Here is a 21,479-nt window from a genome sequence, read left to right as displayed (position 1 = left end):
GACCGTTGACGACAAAGGGACAAGGTTATCATGCGCACACTAAATCGCTTGCTGCTGGCCAGCTTGATTGCAGTGACACCATTGGCAGTAATCGCGGCAGAGGACGCGCCATCAGCGGATCCGGACGTCACCATTCGCACGGAAGGCGACAAGACCATTCAGGAATACCGCCAAAACGGTTTCCTGTACGCCATCAAGATCACGCCAAAGGGCGGCAAACCGTACTTTCTGGTACGTGCCGATGGCTCGGATGGCAACTTCATCCGCTCGGATCAGCCGGATATGCTGATCCCGGCGTGGAAAATTTTCGAGTGGTAAAACGCTCTCAACTTTAATCGGCGCTGGCTGCCCAGCCGCGCCCGTACTGGCAGTTTTAACCATGTCTGTGTTCACCCCCCTGGCTCGGCCCGAGCTGGAAACCTTTCTCGCCCCTTACGGGCTCGGCCGTCTGCTTGATTTCCAGGGAATCGCCGCTGGTAGCGAAAACACCAATTTCTTCATCAGCCTGGAGCAGGGCGAGTTTGTCCTGACCCTGGTCGAGCGCGGTCCAGTCCAGGAAATGCCGTTCTTCATCGAACTGCTGGACGTCCTGCACAACGCCGATTTGCCAGTGCCGTACGCGCTGCGCACCACCGACGGCCAGGCCCTGCGCGAGCTGGCCGGCAAACCTGCACTGCTGCAGCCGCGCCTGGCCGGCAAGCATATCAAGCAGGCCAACGCCCAACACTGCGCACAGGTCGGCGAACTGCTGGGGCATCTGCACCTGGCCACCAAAGACAACATGATCAAGCGCAAGACCGATCGCGGGCTGGACTGGATGCAGGAACATGGCAACCAGTTGCTGTCCCATCTGCCGGACGATGCACGTGAACTGCTGCAGCGGGCGCTGGATGAAATCACTGAGCAGAAGGAAAAGATCCTGGCGCTGCCCAGGGCGAACATCCATGCCGACCTGTTTCGCGACAATGCGATGTTCGAAGGCACCCACCTCACCGGGCTGATCGACTTCTACAACGCCTGCTCCGGCCCGATGCTGTATGACGTGGCGATTGCCCTGAACGACTGGTGTTCGGACGACGAAGGTGTGATCGACGGCCCTCGCGCTCGGGCCCTGCTCGGGGCCTATGCCGCCCTGCGTCCCTTCAGCGCAGCCGAAGCTCAAGTGTGGCCGACCCTGTTGCGCGTGGCCTGCGTGCGGTTCTGGCTGTCACGACTGATCGCCGCCGAATCCTTTGCCGGGCAGGACGTGCTGATTCACGACCCGATGGAGTTTCAGCAACGCCTGGCGCAGCGCCAGAGCGTCGATACTCCACTGCCTTTCGCGTTCTAACCCGCGATGGGAGGGAGCTTGCGCCCTCCCACACAAGGCGGGTGCTTGCCTCCGGCAGGCTGTTTACAGCGACTCCAGGCAACCCGCCAGGTCATTGCCGAGCTTTTCCAGCACCTGCTCATAACCTTGGGCAGTGGCGGGTGTGTAGCCGCCCAAGGCATCCAGCTCTGCCAGCTTCACCGGCAGCCCGGCGATCAGGGTTTCCGCCAGCCGCGGGCGTAGCGGCGGCTCGCTGAATACGCAGGTCTTGCCCACTTCCTGCAAGCGCGTGCGCATCGCCGCAACGTGCTGCGCACCGGGCTGCACTTCCGCCGCGACGCTGAACACGCCTGTGTGTTTGAGGCCGTAGGCGTCCTCGAAATAATCGAACGCTTCGTGGAACACGAAATAGGGCTTGCCGGCGATGCCCGCCAGGCGCTGCTTCAGACGTGCGTCCAGGGCGTCCAGGCGGCCTTCGAAGGCGTTGAGGTTGCTCTGATAGCGCGCGGCATTGGCCGGGTCCGCGGCGCTCAGGTCGGCGGCCATGCGCGCGGCGATCACGCGGGCGTTGACCGGGGAAAGCCAGAGGTGGGCATCCAGGCTGCCGGGGCGATGATCGTGGTCGTGTTCGTCGGCATCTTCGGCGTGGGAGTGGCTATCTTCGGCAAATCGGCGAAGTTTGAGCCCGGGAATATCCTGAAGCGCCACGGATGGCAGGGTCCGGCCCTTGAGCACCCGTGGCAGGAACCCCTCCATGTCCGGACCAATCCAGTACAGCAGGTCGACCGACTGCACCTTGCGCACATCCGACGGGCGCAACGCATAGTTGTGCGGCGAGGCGCCAGGCGGCAGCAGCACTTCGGGAACGGCCACGCCGTCCTGCACCGCAGCGGCAATCAACTGCAAGGGTTTGATGCTGGTCAGCACCTGAACTTCGGCCTGGGCAGCGCCGATCGCGAACAGGTTGACGGTAAAAGCGACAAAAAGGGCAAAAAGTCGGGACACGATGACCACTCGAGGAGGCGAGAACAGGTAACATAATAACGTCTCTCACAACTATCGTCGCCGCTCATGCCTAAAACACCGCTCGCCAGCCGTCCCCACGACCACTCTCATTGCGTGCACAGCGCACTGTCTGAGGCCGACGCCCTGTGCGCCCGGCAAGGCCTGCGCCTGACCGCCCTGCGGCGGCGGGTGCTGGAACTGGTGTGGCAAAGCCACAAGCCACTGGGCGCCTACGACATCCTCGCGGTGCTCAGCGAGCAGGACGGCCGCCGCGCCGCGCCGCCCACCGTGTACCGCGCCCTGGATTTCCTTCTGGAAAACGGCCTGGTACACCGCATCGCCTCGCTCAATGCCTTTGTCGGCTGCAACCACCCGGAGCATGCGCACCAGGGCCAGTTCCTGATTTGCCGCGAATGCCACGCAGCCATCGAACTTGAACAAGCCAGCATCAGCGACGCCATTGTCAGCAGCGCCCGCGATGTCGGCTTTATCGTCGAAGGCCAGACCGTCGAAGTCGTCGGTCTGTGCTCGGGCTGCCAGGGGGCTTGATGAGCACTGCGCTGATTCGCCTCGATCAGGTCGCCGTGACCTTTGCCGGGCAGAACGTACTGGACAATATCCAGCTCAGCGTCGAGCCGGGGCAGATCGTGACCCTGATCGGCCCTAACGGCGCCGGCAAGACCACCCTGGTGCGGGCCGTGCTCGGTCTGCTCAAGCCCGACAGCGGCACGGTCTGGCGCAAGCCCAAGCTGCGCGTGGGCTACATGCCGCAAAAACTCCATGTCGACCCGACCTTGCCGCTGTCGGTCTTGCGCTTCCTGCGCCTGGTACCGGGGGTGGACCGCCCACGGGCCCTGGCCGCGCTCAAGGAAGTCGGCGCCGAACACGTGATCGACAGCCCGGTGCAGAGTGTTTCCGGGGGCGAAATGCAGCGCGTGCTGCTGGCCCGGGCCCTGCTGCGCGAGCCCGAACTGCTGGTGCTGGACGAGCCGGTGCAGGGCGTCGATGTCGCCGGCCAGGCCGAGCTGTACAGCCTGATCACCCGCCTGCGCGACCGCCACGGCTGCGGGGTACTGATGGTCTCCCACGACCTGCACCTGGTGATGAGCACCACGGACCAGGTGGTGTGCCTCAACCGTCACGTCTGCTGCTCCGGGCACCCCGAGCAAGTCAGCGGCGACCCGGCCTTCGTCGAACTGTTCGGCAAGAACGCGCAAAGCCTGGCGATCTATCACCACCACCACGACCACGCCCATGACCTGCACGGGTCGGTGGTCACCACCGAGGCCGCCGCAGGCCACGTTCATGTCCATGGAGAAAGCTGCAAGCATGGCTGATTTTCTGCTCTACGCCCTGCTTGCAGGTCTCGCTCTGGCACTGGTCGCCGGCCCCCTGGGTTCGTTCGTGGTCTGGCGGCGCATGGCGTATTTCGGCGACACCCTGTCCCACGCCGCCCTGCTTGGCGTGGCCCTGGGCTTTCTACTGGATGTCAGCCCGACCGTCGCGGTGACCGTCGGCTGCCTGCTGCTGGCCGTGCTCCTGGTCACGCTGCAACAGCGCCAGCCACTGGCGTCCGACACCCTGTTGGGGATTCTCGCGCCCAGCACCCTGTCCCTGGGGCTGGTGGTACTAAGCTTCATGCATGAGGTGCGGATCGACCTGATGGCCTACCTGTTCGGCGACCTGTTGGCGATCAGCCCCGGCGACCTGGGCTGGATCCTCGGTGGCAGCGCCCTGGTGTTGCTGTTGCTGGTTGCCCTGTGGCGACCGCTGCTGGCGGTGACCGTGCACGAAGAGCTGGCCCGGGTCGAAGGCTTGCCGGTAGCGGCGTTGCGCCTGGTGCTGATGCTGCTGATCGCCGTGGTGATCGCGGTCGCGATGAAGATTGTCGGGGTCTTGCTGATCACGTCGCTGTTGATCATCCCGGCCGCCGCCGCCCAGCGCCACGCCCGCTCGCCGGAGCAGATGGCCCTCGGCGCCAGCCTGCTGGGCATGCTCGCGGTGTGCGGCGGGCTGGCATTGTCCTGGTTCAAGGACACCCCCGCCGGACCCTCGATTGTGGTCACTGCCGCCGCGCTGTTTCTGCTGAGTTTTGTCCTGCCCCGTCGAGGGGTGTAGACTTGCTCGTTTTTTGCGCAATTAGAGAGTCGCAGGAATGAAGCCGTTCGCCTCCCGTTATCTGCTCCTTGTCGCATTTTCCCTGCTACTGGGCGCTTGCCAAAGCACGCCGCCGGCGGCCACCGAGGTCCCCGACGCACGGGCCACGGCGATCGCGCAGCTGCAACAAAACATCGCCAGCAGTGAGCTGGCCACCGCCGAGGATCAACTCGCCGCGTTGCAGGCCCAGTCGCCCAACGACCCGCAGTTGGAGCCCTACCAGCGGCAATTGGCCGAAGCCTACCTGCAGCGCAGCCAGATCGTGCTGCAAAAGGGTGACGTCAATGCCGCCGCGACCGCGCTGAGCCGCGCCCGGGCGCTGATGCCGAAGGCACCGGCCCTCACCGGCGGCGTCAACAACGCCATCGCCCACGCCCGCAAGGCCGAACTGGAGCAGGCCGAAGCCGCGCTGAAAGCCGCCGAAGCCAAGCCTGCGGCCAAGGTGATCGACCCGACAGCCGAAAGCACCACCGTTGCGCTGAACCTGAAGGATATTCGGCAAATGCGGCGTCAACTCGACGCGATCGCCAGCGATGTGGTGAATTATCAGTGTGACGTCAGCATCCAGGCCCCGCGCACCGAAGATTACCCCTGGCTGGCGACGTTGCTCAGCAAACGGGTGAAGAAACTCGATGCCGGTTTCGATCTGCAGATCAAACGGCAGATCCTGCGCCACATCCCCGCGCAGATCGTCCTGAGCCCACGCAAGGCCCAATAACCTCAGGCGCCCACCTCAAGCACCGGCCCGACGGCTCCTGCTGGAGTCGTCGGGCCGGCGACAGCGCTGCAGTCAGCTCAGGCCGGAATGGCCTTGGCCTTGGGCTCCCGCGCCCAGACCCGGTGCTGGGCAATCGCCGCGAAAAACGCCTTGATCGCCTTGGCATCGCCCCCGACGATCAGGCCCGCATCGGCCTCCAGCTTCAGCACATCCAGCAACTGCTTGGCCTCGCCACTCAGGGCAATCGCCTTGAGGTGCTTGTAGGCTTCCAGCAGGTAATGCAGGGCCACGCCATCGCCACTCAGGGCCTGGATCGACTTGGCACCGCCGGGCACGAATACGGCGTCAAAGGCCACTGACGGCAAGCCTTCCATCGACGCATCCACCGCCAGGCTCTTGCCATCGGCCGTGGTCACCGGCGCCGAAGTCGGGCCGAGCAATTTGGCGTGGGCACCGGCCTCTTCGAGGGCCTTCTTGATCGCGGCGATCGCCGCACCATCGACGCCATTGGCCGCCAGGATCGCGACTTTCCGGGTTTTTATATCCCCTGACAGCAGGTTGGCCTGGCTCAGGGCCGGCGAGCGATCCAAAGCCGGCTCGGGCACGCCGACGGTACCGGCCTTGGGTGCCGGCAGGCCGAGGTTCTCGGCGACCCGTGCAGCCAGGCCCAGGTCGATATTGGCCAGGATCTCGTTGACCTGGCGCTCGCGGATCCACTGACGCTCGACCTTGCCCAGCTCGAAGCTGTAGGCCGCAATGATGTGTTCCTGCTCGTGGGCGCTCATGCTCTTGAAGAACAGCCGCGCCTGGGAGAAGTGATCGCTGAAGGATTCGCTGCGTTCGCGGATCTTGTGCGCGTCGATGCGCTCGTTATAGCTCTCGAAACCGCCATCCTGGGCCGCAGGTGGCGTCTCCCGGGGCCAGCCGCCGTCGATCGAGTTCGGCTCGTAGGAGGCGCGCCCCTTGTCGATGGTGGTGCGGTGCATGGCATCGCGCTGGCCGTTATGAAACGGCGTGACCGGACGGTTGATCGGCAGCTCGTGAAAGTTCGGGCCACCCAGGCGACTGATCTGGGTATCGGTGTAGGAAAACAGCCGACCCTGGAGCAGCGGGTCATTGGAGAAGTCGATGCCCGGCACGATATGCCCGGGACAGAACGCCACCTGCTCGGTCTCGGCAAAGTAGTTGTCCGGGTTGCGGTTGAGCACCATCTTGCCCAGGGGCGTGATCGGCACCAGCTCTTCGGGAATCAGCTTGGTCGGGTCGAGGATGTCGAAGTCGAAGTTGTGCTCGTCTTCCTCGGCAATGATCTGTACGCCGAACTCCCATTCCGGATAGTCGCCGCCTTCGATCGATTCCCAGAGGTCACGCCGGTGGAAGTCGGTGTCCTTGCCCGCCAGCTTCTGCGCCTCGTCCCAGACCAGGGAGCACGTGCCCGCAGTCGGACGCCAGTGGAACTTGACGAAGTTGGACTGGCCCTCGGCATTCACCAGGCGAAAGGTGTGCACGCCAAAGCCTTGCATGGTGCGCAGGCTTTTCGGGATGGCGCGGTCGGACATGGCCCAGATCACCATGTGCGCCGACTCCGGCTGCAGCGAGACGAAATCCCAGAACGTATCGTGGGCCGAACCGCCAGTGGGTATCTCGTTGTGCGGCTCGGGTTTTACCGCGTGCACGAAGTCCGGAAACTTGATCGCATCCTGGATGAAGAACACCGGCATGTTGTTGCCCACCAGGTCGAAGTTGCCCTCGTCGGTGAAGAACTTCACGGCAAAACCACGCACGTCACGTACGGTATCGCCCGAGCCGCGGGGGCCCTGGACCGTCGAGAACCGCACGAAAACCGGGGTTTTCTTCCCCGGGTCCCGCAGGAAACCGGCCTTGGTCAGGGCCGAATGGTTGTCGTAGGTCTGAAAGTAGCCATGGGCACCGACGCCGCGGGCGTGGACGATGCGCTCCGGAATGCGCTCATGGTCAAAGTGCGTGATTTTCTCACGCATGATGAAGTCTTCCAGCAGCGAAGGCCCGCGGGCGCCGGCCTTCAGGGTGTTCTGGTTATCGGCGACCTTGACCCCCTGGTTGGTGCGCAGGGCTTGCTCGGTGGCGTCCGAGCGAAAGGCTTCCAGGCTTTGCAGCTTGCTGTTGGTGTTGCCCCGATCCAGGGTGTCGGTCCCGGCCAGCTGGCTTTTTGATGGGCTTGGCTTCTTGGTACTCATCAGACAAAAACTCCTCGTTTTGCGAATCCCCAGCAGGCCTGGGTTTCATGAGCAAGGTCCCCAGGCACGGCACCTGGGAGCTTTCGAGTTGCTTAAGTAGTGACTGGCGAGCCGCTGTGGCCGTTCCTTTTTTATGACCTTTGATCGCGTTATTGCCAAATCGAAGGATGAATAAGAAATAAATGCTAAGAACCTCTATACGGACAGGCTAAAATGCGCGCCCGGCTAACCGCTGACCCTTTTTCCAACGCGCCCCACAAGGTTCGCTACGTGATCGAGTTTCAAGACGTCCATAAAACCTACCGGGTCGCCGGTAAGGATATTCCCGCCCTGCATTCGACCAATCTGCGTGTCGAGGAAGGCCAGGTGTTCGGCATCATCGGCCACTCCGGCGCGGGCAAAAGTACCCTGCTGCGCCTGATCAACCGCCTGGAAAACCCCAGCGGCGGCGAAATCATCGTCGACGGCGAGGCGGTCACCCTGCTCAACGCCTATGGCCTGCGGCGCTTCCGCCAGCAGGTCGGGATGATTTTCCAGCACTTCAACCTGCTGGCGTCCAAGACCGTGGCCGACAACGTGGCCTTGCCCCTGACCCTGGCCGGCGAAATGCCCCGCAACGAGATCGACAAACGGGTCGCCGAACTGCTGGATCGCGTCGGCCTCGCCGATCACGCCAAGAAGTACCCGGCCCAGCTTTCCGGAGGCCAGAAGCAGCGCGTCGGCATCGCCCGCGCCCTGGCCACCAAGCCGAAAATCCTGCTCTGCGACGAAGCCACCAGCGCCCTGGACCCGCAAACCACGGCGTCGGTCCTGCAACTGCTGGCCGAGATCAACCGCGAGCTGAACCTGACCATCGTGCTGATCACCCATGAAATGGACGTGATCCGCCGCGTCTGCGACCAGGTGGCGGTGATGGATGCCGGCGTGATCGTCGAGCAAGGTGCGGTGGCCGATGTGTTCCTGCACCCCAAGCACCCGACCACCAAGCGTTTCGTCCAGGAAAACGAGCAGATCGACGAAAACGAGCAGCGCGACGATTTCGCCCACGTGCCGGGGCGCATCGTGCGCCTGACCTTCCAGGGCGACGCCACCTACGCGCCGCTGCTGGGCACCGTGGCCCGCGAGACCGGGGTCGACTACAGCATCCTCGCTGGACGCATCGACCGCATCAAAGACACCCCTTATGGGCAACTGACCCTGGCCGTGACCGGCGGTGACATGGAAGCGGCCTTTGCCCGCTTCACCGCGGCCGATGTGCATATGGAGGTGCTGCGCTGATGGATGCTTTCTTCGCCAATATCGACTGGTTTGAAATCTGGCTGGCCACCGGCGACACCCTGATGATGCTCGGCGGCTCGCTGCTGTTCACCGTGCTGCTTGGCCTGCCCCTGGGCGTGCTGCTGTTTCTGTGCAGCCCACGGCAGCTGCTGGAGCAGAAGTCGGTGTATGCCTTGCTGTCGCTGATCGTGAATATCCTGCGCTCGCTGCCGTTCATCATTTTGCTGATCGTGATGATCCCGTTCACCGTGCTGATCACCGGCACTTCGCTGGGTGTCGGCGGCGCCATCCCGCCGCTGGTAGTCGGGGCCACGCCGTTCTTTGCGCGGCTGGTGGAGACGGCCCTGCGTGAAGTCGACCGCGGCATCATCGAGGCTACCCAGGCCATGGGCGCCACCACCCGGCAGATCATTACCAATGCCTTGCTGCCCGAAGCGCGTCCCGGCATCTTTGCCGCCATTACCGTGACCGCGATTACCCTGGTGTCCTACACGGCCATGGCCGGGGTGGTGGGTGCCGGCGGTCTGGGCGACCTGGCGATCCGCTTTGGTTACCAGCGCTTCCAGACCGATGTGATGGTGGTCACGGTGATCCTGTTGCTGGTGCTGGTTCAAGTTCTGCAGACCGTCGGCGATAAGCTGGTGGTGCATTTTTCCCGAAAATAACGCATGGCCGACGCCCGGCGACGGGCGCCTCACAAGGAGTTTGCTGGATGAAAAAACTACTCGTCGCTTTCGCAGCCGTTGCCGCGTTCTCCGCGCACGCTGCCGAAACCCTGACCGTGGCCGCCTCCCCGGTGCCCCACGCCGAGATCCTGGAATTCGTCAAACCGGCACTGGCCAAAGAAGGCGTGGACCTCAAGGTCAAAGTCTTCACCGACTACATCCAGCCCAACGTGCAAGTGGCCGAAAAGCGCCTGGACGCCAACTTCTTCCAGCACCAGCCGTACCTGGATGAGTTCAACAAGGCCAAGGGCACGCAACTGGTGAGCGTGGCCGGCGTGCACCTGGAACCCCTGGGCGCCTACTCTAACAAGTTCAAGAAGCTCGACGAACTGCCAGGCGGCGCCAACGTGGTGATCCCCAACGACGCCACCAACGGTGGCCGCGCCCTGTTGCTGCTGGATAAAGCCGGCCTGATCAAGCTCAAGGACTCGACCAACATCCTGTCGACGATCAAGGACATCAGCGAGAACCCCAAGGACCTGAAGTTCCGCGAACTGGAAGCCGCCACCATCCCGCGCGTGCTGACCCAGGTCGACCTGGCACTGATCAACACCAACTACGCCCTGGAAGCCAAGCTGGATCCGTCCAAGGACGCCCTGGTGATCGAAGGCAAGGACTCGCCTTACGTGAACATCCTGGTGGCCCGTCCTGACAACAAGGACTCGGTTGCCCTGCAGAAACTGATTGGCGCCCTGCACAGCCCGGAAGTGAAGCAATTCATTCTCGAGAAGTACAAAGGCGCGGTACTGCCAGCGTTCTGATTGCCAGCGATACAAAAACGGGGCGCCTTAGGGCGCCCCGTTTTGTTTTGGCCTCTGCGATGGCATGGGCGCGGTGGGGTGTCAGGTCAAGCGTCTAGCGCTTCAACATCACCGGCAGCTGGACCACCAGTTTCTGGTTGTTCAGGGGCGCGCGGATGAAGCCGCGCTGGGTGCCGTCGGGGCCGATCACCGCCAGGTTGCCGCTGTGGTCGACGGTGTAGTTGGGCTTGCTGGTATCCGCCGGGATAAAGGGGATGCTCACCGCGTTGGCCAGCTTCTGCAGGTCTTCCACCGAGGCGGCGGTCAGGCCCTTGAACTCCGGGTCGAAGTAACCCAGATACTGCTTGAGCTGCTTGGGGTTATCGCGGTTCGGGTCGACGCTGACCAGAATGATTTGCAGGTTGGCCACCGCCTCCTTGGGCAGCTCGCTCTTGATCTGGCGCAGCTGGGCGAGGGTGGTCGGGCAGATATCGGGGCAGAAGGTATAGCCGAAGAACAAGAGGCTCCACTTGCCCTTCAATTGGTTGACCACCACCGGCTGGCCGTCCTGGTCGATCATCTGCACATCCGGCAGGTTGCGGCTCTGTGGCAGCAGGATGATCCCGGCGTCGATCAACGCAGTCGGATCACCCTGGCCCTTGCCGGACAGCACCTTATTGACAGTGAGCCCCAGGACCAGGGCCACCAGGGCAACGAGAATAAAGACGGTTTTTTGAGTTCGAGTCATAGGTTCAACACTAGGTAGTGGTCTACGAGCAGGGCGATAAACAGCAGGAACAAGTAATAAATAGAGTACTTGAAGGTGTTGATCGCCGCGTGCGGCCGAGTGCCACGGTACAGCACCCAGGCCCATTGCAGAAACCGCGCGCCCAATCCGAGGGCGCACACCAGGTACAGCACGCCGCTCATGTGGATGACGAAAGGCAGCAGGCTCACCGCCAGCAGGGCAAAGGTGTAGAGCAGGATATGCACCTTGGTGTAGTGCTCGCCGTGGGTCACCGGCAGCATCGGGATATCGGCCTTGGCGTATTCCTCCTTACGATGGATCGCCAGGGCCCAGAAGTGCGGCGGGGTCCAGGCGAAGATAATCAGCACCAGCAGCAGGGGCTCGGCGCTGACGTGCCCGGTGGCCGCCACCCAGCCCAGCAGCGGCGGTGCGGCCCCGGCCAGGCCGCCGATCACGATGTTCTGCGGCGTGGCGCGCTTGAGGAAGCCGGTGTAGATCACCGCGTAACCCAAGAGCGATGCCAGGGTCAGCCAGGCCGTCAGCGGGTTGGTAAAGGTCAGCAGCAAGGCCTGCCCGGCCAGGGCCAGCGCCAGGGCAAAGGTCAGCGCCGCCGCTGGCGACACCCGGCCTTCAGCCAGTGGCCGTTTATGGGTGCGGGCCATCACCGCGTCGATGCGTCGGTCCACCACGTGATTGACCGCCGCCGCACCGCCCGCGCACAGGCCAATCCCCAGGTTGCCGAACACCAGTACCGTCCACGGCACGCCGGCGCGGGTGGCGAGAAACATGCCCACCAGCGAGGTGATCAGCATCAGCACCACCACCTTGGGTTTGGTCAGCTCCAGGTAGTCGCGCCAGATCGCCTGGCTGTGACGCTCGCCGATCAAAGTCGCCATGGCATCTCTCCTTTTATGGTTATGGGCCCAACCGGCTGTTTACGCGGGCTGAGGCGCCAGCCCAGGGGCCATTGGCGCCGAGCCCGGACCAGACTGGTACGGGCGTGATAATTGACCAGCACCAGGCTCAGCAGCAGCGCCGCGCCGCCGGCGTTGTGGGCCACGGCCACCGGCAGCGGCAGGTGGAACAACACGTTGCTGATGCCCAGGCCGACCTGCGCCGCCAACGCCACCAGCACCAGCCCGGCGAGGCGGGTCATGCCCACCTGCTTGAGTTGCCAGGCCAGGCCCAGCAGCACCAGGGTCACCAACATCGCGCCGATGCGGTGGGTCAGGTGAATCGCGGTGCGGGCATCGCTGTCCAGTTGCCCACCCAGGTAGTTGGGGCCGATGTGCTGGGTCAGGTGGAAGCCATTGGCAAAGTCCGCATTCGGCCACCACTGGCCATGGCAGGTCGGCAGGTCGATACAGGCCACCGCCGCATAGTTGGAGCTGACCCAGCCGCCCAGGGCGATCTGCCCGATCACCAGCACCAGCCCGGCCGTGGCCCAATACTGCAGGCGACGCGGCACGATCAGCGCCGGCAGGACCCCGGACAGGCGCAGCGTCAGCAAAAACAGCAGGCTCAAGGTGGCGAAACCGCCCAGCAGGTGCGCCGTCACCACCTGCGGCCAGAGCTTGAGGGTCACCGTCCACATGCCGAAGGCCGCCTGGGCGAAGACCACGAACAACAGGAACAGCGGCAGCTTCAACGGCTGCCCCGGATGGCGGCGATGGGTCCAGGCGCGGGCGGCCAGGGCCACGATCAGCAGGCCCAGGGTCCCGGCGAAGTAGCGATGGACCATCTCGTTCCAGCCCTTGTGGGCCTCCACCGGCGCATCGGGATAGTGCAGTTCGGCATGGGCCAGCTGGGCCTCGCTTTTGGGCACGCTGATAAAGCCGTAGCAGCCCGGCCAGTCCGGGCAGCCCAGGCCGGCGTGGGTCAGCCGGGTGTAGGCGCCGAGCAACACCACAATCAGTGCGAGCAGGGTGGCAAACAGCGCGAGGCGAAATCCAGGTTTGGCCATGACGGTGCCCTTATCCGATGTTCGACAGTTTCAACAGGTGGCGCAGGTCGTTGAGCAGGTCCTTGCCCTTGACCCGGGCGTCGTAGCGCAGCACCAGGTTGCTGTGCGGGTCGACGATCCACAGCTGCGGCGCGCCCTGGTCATTGGCGTTGCGGCTGAAGGTCGAGAGGTCCAGCGGGTAGCGTTGCAGTTGCGGGTATTCACGTTGCAGCTTGGCGCTGTACTCGGCGCTCAGGGGCTGGGCACTGGCCAATGCATGGCTGGCCCGGGAGGCATCACGGCCGAGGGCGACCTGGATCTGCCGCGCCAGGTACACCAGTTGCTGGCAATCCACGGCGCATTCTCTGGGCGCGGTGACCAGGATCTGCCAGCGCTCTTCGTCGGCCTGCACCCCGATATCGGCCCGGGTCTGGCCGTTGCCGATCAGCTCGCCATGGTAGCTGCGGCTTTCCGGGACCCAGAACTGCAACTTGTACATCCCGGTGGCGAGGATCATCGGGCCGATGACCATGGCCACGATCAGGATCAGCTGCCAGCGCCCGCGGCTTTTCGTGCGCGGTGCGTCAGATGTGTTGGGTGGATTCATGGCCGTTCCCATGGTTGTTCTCCCTTGCGTTGTGCCATCCGAGGTAGAGGTACAGAGCCAGCAGCGCCAGGGCCATGGCGAACCACTGCACGGCGTAGGCCAGGTGTTTTTCCGGGCCCATGGCCACCACCGGCCATTCGGTGACGTAGGTGCCAGGGCCGCCTTCTGCGCGCAGTTCATAGTTAAAGCCGCCACGCCCCAGCTCGCTCCAGAGCACAGCCGGATCGACCGCGGTGATCAGGCGCGGCCAGCTCGCGCCTGTCGGGTCGGCGTGCAACTGGAAGGTCGCACCGGGGCTGACGTAGACCCAGGCCTCCAGGCTCAGGCTTGAATCAGGGGTGCTGAACACCGGCGGGGTGCGGCGGTCGGGCCAGGGCAGCCAGCCGCGATTGAGCAGCAGCCAGCGCCCGCTGGCCTGGTCGAGAAAGGGTTGCAGCAGCTCCACGCCGACCTTGCCGTCATGCATGCGGTTATCCAGCAGCAGGCTGTGGGCGGCATCGAAATGCCCGTGCAGGCGCACCCGACGAAACGCCTGATCCTCGGTGCCTTGCAGTTCATAGAGCGACATCGGCTCGGCCACCCGGCGCTCGGCGTAGCTGGCCAGCAGCTCGCGTTTCTGCTCGCCCCGCGACAGTTGCCAGAAGCCCAGGCCCACCAGCACCGGCAACAACGCCAGCACCACCAGGGTCGGCAGGATGCCCGGGCGAAAGCGCCTCATGCTTGCGCCACGGGGTCGAGAAATCGGCTAGCTATACTCAAGCGCATCGCAGTTCCCCCGGAGTCCGACCATGCTCAAAGCAGCGATCGTCCTGATGCTGATAGCCACGGTAATCAGCCTGTTCAGCGGCCTGTTCTTTCTGGTCAGGGACGACAGTCACTCCAACCGCGTGCTCACCAGCCTGACCATTCGCGTGTGCCTGGCCGCGATCACCGTCGGCTTGATTGCCTGGGGTTTCTTCAGCGGCCAGTTGGTGTCCCACGCGCCCTGGTAGGCGCGTCTCAGAGCACGTAGACGAAAACGAACAGACCGATCCACACCACATCGACGAAGTGCCAGTACCAACTGGCCGCCTCGAAGCCGAACTGGTGCTCGGCGTCGAAATGCCCCTTCATCACCCGCATCAGCATCACGAACAGGATCAGGGTGCCGATGGTGACGTGGGCCCCGTGAAAACCGGTGAGCATGAAGAAGGTCGCGCCGTACACGCCGGACCCCAGGGTCAGGCCCAACTCGTGATAAGCGTGGATGTACTCCTCGGCCTGGAAGCCAAGGAAGGCACAACCGAGCAGCACGGTCAGCGCCAGCCAGATTTTCAGCGCGCCGCGATGGCCTTTTTTCAACGCGTGGTGGGCGATGGTCACGGTGACGCTGGAGCTGACCAGCAGCACCGTGTTCAGCAGGGGCAGGCCCCAGGGGCTGATGGTGCCCTTGGGCGCCGGGAACAGTTTGGGGTCGGGGTTGTTCAGCAGCGGCCAGACGAACTCGAAATTCGGCCACAGCATATGGGCGATGCCCTTGTGCCCCTCGCCGCCGAGCCACGGCCCGGACATATGCCGCACGTAGAACAGCGCGCCGAAGAAGGCGATGAAGAACATCACTTCGGAGAAGATGAACCAGCTCATGCCCCAGCGGAACGAGCGGTCGAGCTGGGCGCTGTAGAGCCCGGCGCGGCTTTCCTTGATCACCGCGCCGAACCAGCCGAAGAGCATGTAGGCCAGCAGCAGGCCACCGACGAAAAAGATCAGCGGGCCATGGGATTCCGGGCGCGCGGCCTTGAGGTCGTTGAACCAGGTGGCCAGGCCGAACACGGTGACAAACATGCCCACCGTGGCAATGATCGGCCATTTGCTCTGGGCGGGAACGTAATAGTGCTCATGAGTCGCCATTTATTGTTCTCCTTATCGGGCACGCTAGATCGTCTTAACCGCCGGAGGGGGTGGTTACCGCGACCGGTGGATGACGCGCGGTGATATCGAACAGCGTGTAAGCCAGCGTCAGGTGCTTCACATCCTTGGGCATGTCACGGTCCACGATGAAACGGACCGGCATCTCGATCTGTTCGCCGGGCTGCAGCACCTGCTGGGTAAAGCAGAAGCACTCGGTCTTGTGGAAATACATCGCCGCGCTGCTCGGTGAAATACTCGGCACCGCCTGCGCGCTCATCGGGTGATTGCTCGGGTTGCGGGCGATGAAAATCATCTCGTTGACCGCCCCCGGGTGGACCACGATGTCATCGGACTTGGGGTAGAAATCCCAGACCATGTCGATGGCATTGGTCGACAGGAACTGCACCCGGACCTGGCGCGACGCATCCACCTGCAGCTCGCCCTGCTGGTACTGGCCACCGGTCTTGCCGTTGATGCCCAGGGCCTTGCACATCACGTCGTAGATCGGCACCAGGGCGAAGCCGAAGGCAAACATCGCCAGCACCACCAGCAGCAGCCGGGTGACCAGTTTTTTCAGCGAGACCTCAGCCATGACGGCAACCTCCCGCAGCCGGCGGGCTCACACCGGCGGTGTGCTTGAGCCACGCCCGGGCGCCGGGCCCCGCAGCCATGGCGTTCATTTGACTTCCGGGGGCGTGGTGAAGGTGTGGTAAGGCGCCGGCGACGGCACGCTCCACTCCAGCCCTTCGGCGCCGTCCCAGGGTTTGGCCGGTGCCGCCGGACCACCACGAATGGTCTTGATGACGATGAACAGGAAGAAGATCTGCGTTGCGCCGAAGGTGAAGGCGCCGATGGACGACACCATGTTGAAATCGGCGAACTGCAGGTTGTAGTCGGGGATCCGGCGCGGCATGCCCGCCAGCCCGACGAAGTGCATCGGGAAGAAGGCCATGTTCATGCCGACGAAGGACAGCCAGAAGTGCAGCTTGCCCAGGGTTTCGTCGTACATGTGCCCGGTCCACTTCGGCAGCCAGTAATAGGCCGAGGCGAAGATGCCGAAGATCGCCCCCGGCACCAGCACGTAGTGGAAGTGCGCCACCACGAAGTAGGTGTCCTGGTACTGGAAGTCCGCCGGGGCAATGGCCAGCATCAGCCCGGAGAACCCGCCGATGGTGAACAGGATCACGAAGGCCACGGCGAACAGCATCGGCGTCTCGAAGGTCAGCGAGCCCTGCCACATGGTGCTGACCCAGTTGAACACCTTGACCCCGGTGGGCACCGCGATCAGCAGGGTCGCGTACATGAAGAACAGTTCGCCCACCAGCGGGATGCCCACCACGAACATGTGGTGCGCCCAGACGATAAACGACAGGAAGGCGATGCTCGCCGTGGCGTAGACCATCGAGGTGTAGCCGAACAGCGGCTTGCGCGAGAAGGTCGGGATGATCGAGCTGACGGCGCCGAAGGCCGGCAGGATCATGATGTACACCTCGGGGTGGCCGAAGAACCAGAACACGTGCTGGAACAACACCGGGTCGCCGCCGCCGGCCGCGCTGAAGAAGCTGGTGCCGAAGTGGATGTCCATCAGCATCATGGTCACGCAACCGGCCAGCACCGGCATCACCGCAATCAGCAGGAACGCGGTGATCAGCCAGGTCCAGACGAACAGCGGCATCTTCATCAGGGTCATGCCCGGGGCACGCAGGTTGAGAATGGTGGCGATCACGTTGATCGCGCCCATGATCGAGCTGATGCCCATCAGGTGGATGGCGAAGATAAAGAAGGTCACGCTTTCCGGGGCATAGGTGGTGGACAGCGGGGCGTAGAAGGTCCAGCCGAAGTTGGGCCCGCCACCGGGCATGAACAGGGTCGAGACCAGCAGCAGGAACGCCGCCGGCAGCAGCCAGAAGCTGAAGTTGTTCATGCGCGGCAGGGCCATGTCCGGCGCGCCGATCATCAGCGGGATCATCCAATTGGCCAGGCCGACGAAGGCCGGCATCACCGCACCGAAGACCATCACCAGGCCGTGCATGGTGGTCATCTGGTTGAAGAACGCCGGCTCGACGATCTGCAACCCGGGCTGGAACAGCTCCGCGCGGATCACCATGGCGAACGAACCGCCCAACAGGAACATGCAGAAGCTGAACCACAGGTACAGGGTGCCAATGTCCTTGTGGTTGGTGGTCAGTACCCAGCGCATCAGGCCCTTGGCGGGGCCGTGGGCGTGCTCGGCGTGACCGTGGTCATCGATTACAGCGCTCATGGCCTGTCTCCTGTAAACGAGTGAGCGGGGCGAGCCGGGGCCCGCGGCCGCGACCGATTGATGAGGTACGCGATAGACCCGCTCATTTGCTTTCCGCCTGTTTCAGGGCCAAAACCTCTTTTGGCGTGACCATGTCGCCCTTGTTGTTGCCCCAGGCGTTGCGTTCGTAGGTCACGACCGCGGCGATATCGACTTCCGACAGCTGCTTGCCGAACGCGGCCATGGCCGTACCCGGTTTGCCGTGGAACACCAGGCTCAGGTGACCTTCCTTGGGCCCGGTGGCGATTTTCGAGCCCTTGAGTGCCGGGAACATCGGCGGCAGACCCTGGCCTTCGGCCTGGTGACAGGCGACGCAGGTGGTGTGGTAAATCTTGTCGCCGCGGGCCACCAGTTCGTCGAGGGTCCATTCCTTGCTGGTCAGTTCCTTGAGCTTGGCGGCGTCGGCTTTGCGCTCGCCGAGCCAGGTGTCGTAGTCGGCCTGGGTCTTGACCTCGACCACGATCGGCATGAAGCCGTGGTCCTTGCCGCACAGCTCGGCGCACTGGCCACGGTAGATGCCGGGCTTGTCGACCCGGGTCCAGGCCTCGTTGACGAACCCGGGGATGGCGTCGCGCTTGACCGCAAACGCCGGCACCCACCAGGAGTGGATCACGTCCGCCGCCGTCACCAGGAAGCGCACCTTGGCGCCCACCGGCAGCACCAGCGGCTGGTCCACCTCCAGCAGGTAATGCTCGCCTTTGACGGCCTGGTTATGGATCTGCTCGGCCGGGGTGGCCAGGTTGCTGAAGAACTCGACGTCCTGGCCCAGGTACTTGTAGTGCCACTTCCACTGATAGCCGGTGATCTGGATGTCCACATCCGGCTCACTGGTGTCGTACATCTTGATCAGGGTCGCGGTCGCCGGCACCGCCATGGCCACCAGGATCAGGAAGGGGATCACCGTCCAGAGAATCTCGACGGTCGTGCTTTCATGGAATTTGGCAGCCACCTGGCCGGTGGAGCGGCGGTGAACCATCATCGACCAGAACATGGCGCCGAAGACGATGACGCCGATCACCACACAGATCCAGAAAATGGTCATGTGCAGGTCGAATACCGCGTGACTGATTTCAGTAGCTCCAGGCGCCATATTCACGGTCCAGGCAGCGTTTGCCTGGCTGAATATCGACCACAACAGGAGGCCCATCCAGACTTGTGGATGTCGCATCATTGCGGGTTCCCCTTATCGTTCTTGTTATCCCGCCGGCTTTCACCTGCGGCAAGGGAGCGGCTGCCTAGACTACGAACTTAAACCGCCGGGCCTCGCTGCATTTGCAGTCGGGCGTCATCAGCTAACTTCATACAAGGCCGAGTATAGACAGGGGCTGTGACCTCGCAACGCGACGGGGCAAATCAGCGAAAACACTTCGGCTCAGCCGCCAAGGCCCCGGAGGGAAAGGGGTTGCGGGACCCGTGGTGGCAAATCGATATAACCTGGACGACTAAGCATGAAATAATTATGACAAATGCGTCTTAGCTGATTTCCCAAGCAGGCTAACTTATGTCTTCCCTATTTAATTGCCCTTGTTCCCTGGAGATTTCATGAACACCGCCGCATTGCGCGAGCAGATTCAACTTGCCCATCAACATGAAGCCAGCACTGGCCAACTGACGAGCCAGCTGGAAACCCAACTGCCCCATCTTCACCCCGCTATTTCGCTGCCTGACGTCGACGCCAAGGGCGTGATGACCCGTTTCGTCACGGCCTATATCGACCAGGTTCCCGATCTGCTGGACGCCGCCAACGCCGTTGCGCGTGAGGCCGGCATCGAATCCCAGATCAAACCGGTGCTGAAAATCGCCGAACACTTCTTCATCCAGCCGCCGGCAATCATGGAAGGCCATGTCGGCCTCGACAGCCTGCTGGACGAAGCCTATCTGGCCCACCGTCTGGTGGAGGAGGTCAACGATCTCTATATCAAGCATTTCAACCAGCCCCTGATCCCGCTGGACATGACCGTCGCCAACCTGATCGCGCACCAGCTGATCGGCGAAACCTTCGCCAACCAACTGGATGAGGCCGTGCACCATGCGGTGGACTCCATGCTCGATGAGGAAAGCTTTGCCCTGGAGTCGGTCGAGGCCTACCGCGAAAAACTCGCCAGCCCCGACACCGAAGCCGCCTGGAAACGCTGGCCGTGCCTGTCGCGGCAACTGGGTGTCGAGCTGGAACTGGACCAACCCGCCGCCTGACCCGATAAGCCAAAGCCCTCGCTAGAGGGCTTTTTTCATGGCGCGCCTACCCTCGGTCATGGCCCGCCGCAACCAGGCTGCGCGCACTGCCCACCCCGCTCGCGGTGTGCAAGCGCCCCTCCAGGCGCCGCCTGAGGCCGCGCGCCTCGATCACCAGCCGCGAGCCCTTGGCCGCATTGGCCCGGTCCCATTCTTCCAGCAGCTCAAGGCACGCATGGTCGATATAGCCCAGGTTGCTCAGGGGCACATGGACCGTGGTTCCGGGGGGGATGCTGCCCAGGGCCTGGGTCAGCGCCGGCACCTTGAGGAAGGTCGCCGAACCCACCAGCCGCAGCTCCATCTCGCCTTCGGTCGGCAGGTCCACCAGGCTGATCTTCAGGCGCGACGCGCCCCACGCCAGCTTCACCAGGGTCAGGCCAAAACCGATCAAGACCCCGGTCAGCAAGTCAGTGAACACGATAGCCAGCGCCGTCACCCCATAGATCAGCATCGGCATCGGCCCATAGCGCCCCAGCTTGCGCAGCGACTTGAGGTCCACCAGCTTGAAGCCGGTGTAAACCAGCACGCCCGCCAGGCTGGCCACCGGAATGCTCTGCAACACGCTGGACAGCAGCATCACGAACGCCAGCAGCCACAGGCCGTGGAAAATCGCCGACAGGCGCGTGGTGGCGCCGGCCTGCACATTGGCCGAACTGCGCACGATCACCCCGGTCATCGGCAGCGCTCCCAGCAGGCCGCAGAGCATATTGCCCACCCCCTGGGCCGACAGTTCACGATCGAAATCCGAGCGTGGGCCGCTGTGCATGCGATCCACCGCGGCCGCCGAAAGCAGGGTTTCGGCGCTGGCGATAAAGGCCACGGCAAAGGCTGCGATCAGCAAGGTCGGATCCGCCAGGTTGAGCAGGTCGGCGGGGCGCAGCCAGTCGATAGCCTCGGCCAGGTTGGCCGGCACCTCGACCCGTTTCACCTGCAGCGCCAGGGCCAGGCTGATGCCCGTGGCCAGGCCCACCCCCAGCAGCGCGCCGGGAATGAAACGCAAACGATGGGGCCGCACTTTGTCCCACAGGTACATCACGCCGATGGTCAGCAGCCCGAGCAGGCCTGCCTGCCAGCCCAGCCCGCCGCCCAGGGTCGGCCAGGCTGCGACCACGGCCTGGGGGAAGCCCGCCAGGTTATCCAGGCCCGACGCCTGGGGCTTGGCATCGAGCATCACATGCACTTGGGAGAGCACGATCAACACCCCGATCCCGGCCAGCATGCCGTACACCACCGCGGGCGCGGTGACCCGAAACCAGCAGCCCAGGCGCAAGCGGCCGGCCACCAACTGCAGAAACCCCGCCAGCAACAGGATCGGCCCCAGCATGGCGATACCGTGCTGGCGCACCAGTTCGAACACCAGCACCGCCAGGCCCGCGGCGGGACCACTGACCTGCAACGGCGAGCCGGCCAGCCAGCCCACCACCAGGCCGCCGATAATCCCGGTGATCAGGCCCTTGGCCGGCGGCAGGCCCGAGGCAATGGCGATCCCCATGCACAAGGGCAGGGCGACCAGGAACACCACCACGGAGGCCAGCAGCTCCCGTGGCAAAACAGCTTTGAGTTGCGCTGCACGCATGATGACTCTCCCGCGACTTTCTTCAGGCGTGGCAAAG

23 protein-coding genes are annotated in these 21,479 nt (G+C 63.7%); 11 read left to right on the top strand and 12 right to left on the bottom strand.

Features of this window, described 5'->3' with window-relative positions:
- Positions 1 to 30 precede the first annotated feature (30 nt).
- Both CF161_RS02805 and CF161_RS02800 read left to right on the top strand, forming a co-directional pair.
- Positions 31 to 318, top strand: coding sequence for a DUF2782 domain-containing protein (locus CF161_RS02805; protein WP_020295037.1), 288 nt, complete (start codon positions 31 to 33; stop codon positions 316 to 318).
- A 61-nt stretch (positions 319 to 379) separates the two neighbouring features.
- Positions 380 to 1,330, top strand: a complete 951-nt coding sequence (locus CF161_RS02800; RefSeq protein WP_020295036.1) for a homoserine kinase — start codon at positions 380 to 382, stop codon at positions 1,328 to 1,330.
- A gap of 63 nt (positions 1,331 to 1,393) precedes the next feature.
- On the opposite strand, the gene CF161_RS02795 is transcribed toward CF161_RS02800, so the two are convergent.
- Entirely contained in the window at positions 1,394 to 2,323 is a 930-nt protein-coding gene (locus CF161_RS02795; protein WP_043228464.1) for a zinc ABC transporter substrate-binding protein ZnuA, read from the bottom strand.
- A gap of 57 nt (positions 2,324 to 2,380) precedes the next feature.
- Here CF161_RS02795 and zur point away from each other — a divergent pair, with 57 nt between their 5' ends.
- Genes zur through CF161_RS02775 form a run of 4 tightly spaced genes read left to right on the top strand, consistent with a single transcriptional unit; the run spans position 2,381 to position 5,189 of the window.
- Positions 2,381 to 2,863 carry a zinc uptake transcriptional repressor Zur gene (zur, locus tag CF161_RS02790; protein ID WP_020295034.1) on the top strand — a complete coding sequence of 161 codons (483 nt, stop codon included), beginning with the start codon at positions 2,381 to 2,383 and terminating at the stop codon, positions 2,861 to 2,863.
- Positions 2,863 to 3,651: a zinc ABC transporter ATP-binding protein ZnuC gene (gene znuC, locus CF161_RS02785; RefSeq protein WP_020295033.1), complete on the top strand. Its 789-nt coding sequence runs from the start codon at positions 2,863 to 2,865 to the stop codon at positions 3,649 to 3,651. The genes zur and znuC overlap by 1 nt, the downstream gene beginning before the upstream one ends.
- Positions 3,644 to 4,432 carry a zinc ABC transporter permease subunit ZnuB gene (znuB, locus tag CF161_RS02780; protein WP_020295032.1) on the top strand — a complete coding sequence of 263 codons (789 nt, stop codon included), beginning with the start codon at positions 3,644 to 3,646 and terminating at the stop codon, positions 4,430 to 4,432. The genes znuC and znuB overlap by 8 nt, the downstream gene beginning before the upstream one ends.
- Positions 4,433 to 4,469: 37 nt before the next feature.
- Positions 4,470 to 5,189, top strand: coding sequence for a PA5502 family lipoprotein (locus tag CF161_RS02775; RefSeq protein WP_020295031.1), 720 nt, complete (start codon positions 4,470 to 4,472; stop codon positions 5,187 to 5,189).
- A gap of 77 nt (positions 5,190 to 5,266) precedes the next feature.
- Here the strand turns inward: CF161_RS02775 and katE are convergent, their stop codons facing one another.
- Positions 5,267 to 7,405 (bottom strand): catalase HPII, encoded by a 2,139-nt coding sequence (katE, locus tag CF161_RS02770; protein ID WP_020295030.1) that lies wholly within the window; start codon positions 7,403 to 7,405, stop codon positions 5,267 to 5,269.
- Between the two features lie 270 nt (positions 7,406 to 7,675).
- On the opposite strand from katE, the gene CF161_RS02765 reads away from it, so the two are divergent.
- The 3 genes from CF161_RS02765 to CF161_RS02755 are packed head-to-tail and all read left to right on the top strand — an operon-like array spanning position 7,676 to position 10,169.
- On the top strand, positions 7,676 to 8,683 hold the full coding sequence (locus tag CF161_RS02765) for a methionine ABC transporter ATP-binding protein (RefSeq protein ID WP_020295029.1): 1,008 nt from the start codon (positions 7,676 to 7,678) through the stop codon (positions 8,681 to 8,683).
- Positions 8,683 to 9,348, top strand: a complete 666-nt coding sequence (locus CF161_RS02760; protein ID WP_020295028.1) for a methionine ABC transporter permease — start codon at positions 8,683 to 8,685, stop codon at positions 9,346 to 9,348. Before CF161_RS02765 ends, CF161_RS02760 begins: the two co-directional genes overlap by 1 nt.
- Positions 9,349 to 9,395: 47 nt before the next feature.
- The gene (locus CF161_RS02755) at positions 9,396 to 10,169 is read left to right on the top strand and encodes a MetQ/NlpA family ABC transporter substrate-binding protein (protein ID WP_020295027.1); all 774 of its coding nucleotides are present in this window, start codon (positions 9,396 to 9,398) and stop codon (positions 10,167 to 10,169) included.
- A gap of 94 nt (positions 10,170 to 10,263) precedes the next feature.
- Here the strand turns inward: CF161_RS02755 and CF161_RS02750 are convergent, their stop codons facing one another.
- From CF161_RS02750 to CF161_RS02730, 5 genes are read right to left on the bottom strand one after another with little or no spacing between them, the layout of a single operon-like run.
- On the bottom strand, positions 10,264 to 10,896 hold the full coding sequence (locus CF161_RS02750; RefSeq protein ID WP_020295026.1) for an SCO family protein: 633 nt from the start codon (positions 10,894 to 10,896) through the stop codon (positions 10,264 to 10,266).
- Positions 10,893 to 11,792 carry a heme o synthase gene (gene cyoE / locus CF161_RS02745; protein ID WP_020295025.1) on the bottom strand — a complete coding sequence of 300 codons (900 nt, stop codon included), beginning with the start codon at positions 11,790 to 11,792 and terminating at the stop codon, positions 10,893 to 10,895. Before cyoE ends, CF161_RS02750 begins: the two co-directional genes overlap by 4 nt.
- Complete coding sequence (locus CF161_RS02740) at positions 11,780 to 12,859, bottom strand: heme A synthase (protein WP_020295024.1); 1,080 nt, start codon at positions 12,857 to 12,859, stop codon at positions 11,780 to 11,782. Before CF161_RS02740 ends, cyoE begins: the two co-directional genes overlap by 13 nt.
- A 10-nt stretch (positions 12,860 to 12,869) precedes the next feature.
- The gene (locus tag CF161_RS02735; protein WP_043228478.1) at positions 12,870 to 13,457 is read right to left on the bottom strand and encodes a hypothetical protein; all 588 of its coding nucleotides are present in this window, start codon (positions 13,455 to 13,457) and stop codon (positions 12,870 to 12,872) included.
- Positions 13,423 to 14,163 carry an SURF1 family protein gene (locus CF161_RS02730; protein ID WP_020295022.1) on the bottom strand — a complete coding sequence of 247 codons (741 nt, stop codon included), beginning with the start codon at positions 14,161 to 14,163 and terminating at the stop codon, positions 13,423 to 13,425. Before CF161_RS02730 ends, CF161_RS02735 begins: the two co-directional genes overlap by 35 nt.
- Before the next feature lie 70 nt (positions 14,164 to 14,233).
- Between CF161_RS02730 and CF161_RS02725 the strand changes: the two genes are divergently transcribed.
- Positions 14,234 to 14,437: a twin transmembrane helix small protein gene (locus CF161_RS02725; RefSeq protein WP_020295021.1), complete on the top strand. Its 204-nt coding sequence runs from the start codon at positions 14,234 to 14,236 to the stop codon at positions 14,435 to 14,437.
- Positions 14,438 to 14,444: 7 nt separating this feature from the next.
- Here CF161_RS02725 and CF161_RS02720 read toward each other — a convergent pair whose 3' ends face one another.
- The 4 genes from CF161_RS02720 to coxB all read right to left on the bottom strand — a co-directional run bounded on the left by CF161_RS02720 (position 14,445) and on the right by coxB (position 18,805).
- On the bottom strand, positions 14,445 to 15,332 hold the full coding sequence (locus CF161_RS02720) for a cytochrome c oxidase subunit 3 (protein ID WP_020295020.1): 888 nt from the start codon (positions 15,330 to 15,332) through the stop codon (positions 14,445 to 14,447).
- A 34-nt stretch (positions 15,333 to 15,366) separates the two neighbouring features.
- Entirely contained in the window at positions 15,367 to 15,924 is a 558-nt protein-coding gene (locus CF161_RS02715) for a cytochrome c oxidase assembly protein (RefSeq protein ID WP_020295019.1), read from the bottom strand.
- An 84-nt stretch (positions 15,925 to 16,008) separates the two neighbouring features.
- Positions 16,009 to 17,595, bottom strand: a complete 1,587-nt coding sequence (gene ctaD / locus CF161_RS02710) for a cytochrome c oxidase subunit I (RefSeq protein WP_020295018.1) — start codon at positions 17,593 to 17,595, stop codon at positions 16,009 to 16,011.
- 82 nt (positions 17,596 to 17,677) lie between these two features.
- Entirely contained in the window at positions 17,678 to 18,805 is a 1,128-nt protein-coding gene (coxB, locus tag CF161_RS02705; RefSeq protein WP_020295017.1) for a cytochrome c oxidase subunit II, read from the bottom strand.
- Positions 18,806 to 19,176: 371 nt separating this feature from the next.
- Here coxB and CF161_RS02700 point away from each other — a divergent pair, with 371 nt between their 5' ends.
- Positions 19,177 to 19,827 (top strand): hypothetical protein, encoded by a 651-nt coding sequence (locus CF161_RS02700; protein ID WP_043228462.1) that lies wholly within the window; start codon positions 19,177 to 19,179, stop codon positions 19,825 to 19,827.
- A 46-nt stretch (positions 19,828 to 19,873) separates the two neighbouring features.
- On the opposite strand, the gene CF161_RS02695 is transcribed toward CF161_RS02700, so the two are convergent.
- Entirely contained in the window at positions 19,874 to 21,442 is a 1,569-nt protein-coding gene (locus CF161_RS02695) for a SulP family inorganic anion transporter (RefSeq protein ID WP_020295016.1), read from the bottom strand.
- Positions 21,443 to 21,479 lie beyond the last annotated feature (37 nt).

Origin of the sequence: Pseudomonas sp. CF161 (assembly GCF_000416215.1) — a bacterium.
Lineage (GTDB): Bacteria > Pseudomonadota > Gammaproteobacteria > Pseudomonadales > Pseudomonadaceae > Aquipseudomonas.
Note: the sequence above shows the minus strand (reverse complement) of the source record. Positions and strands in the feature narration are given on the sequence as shown.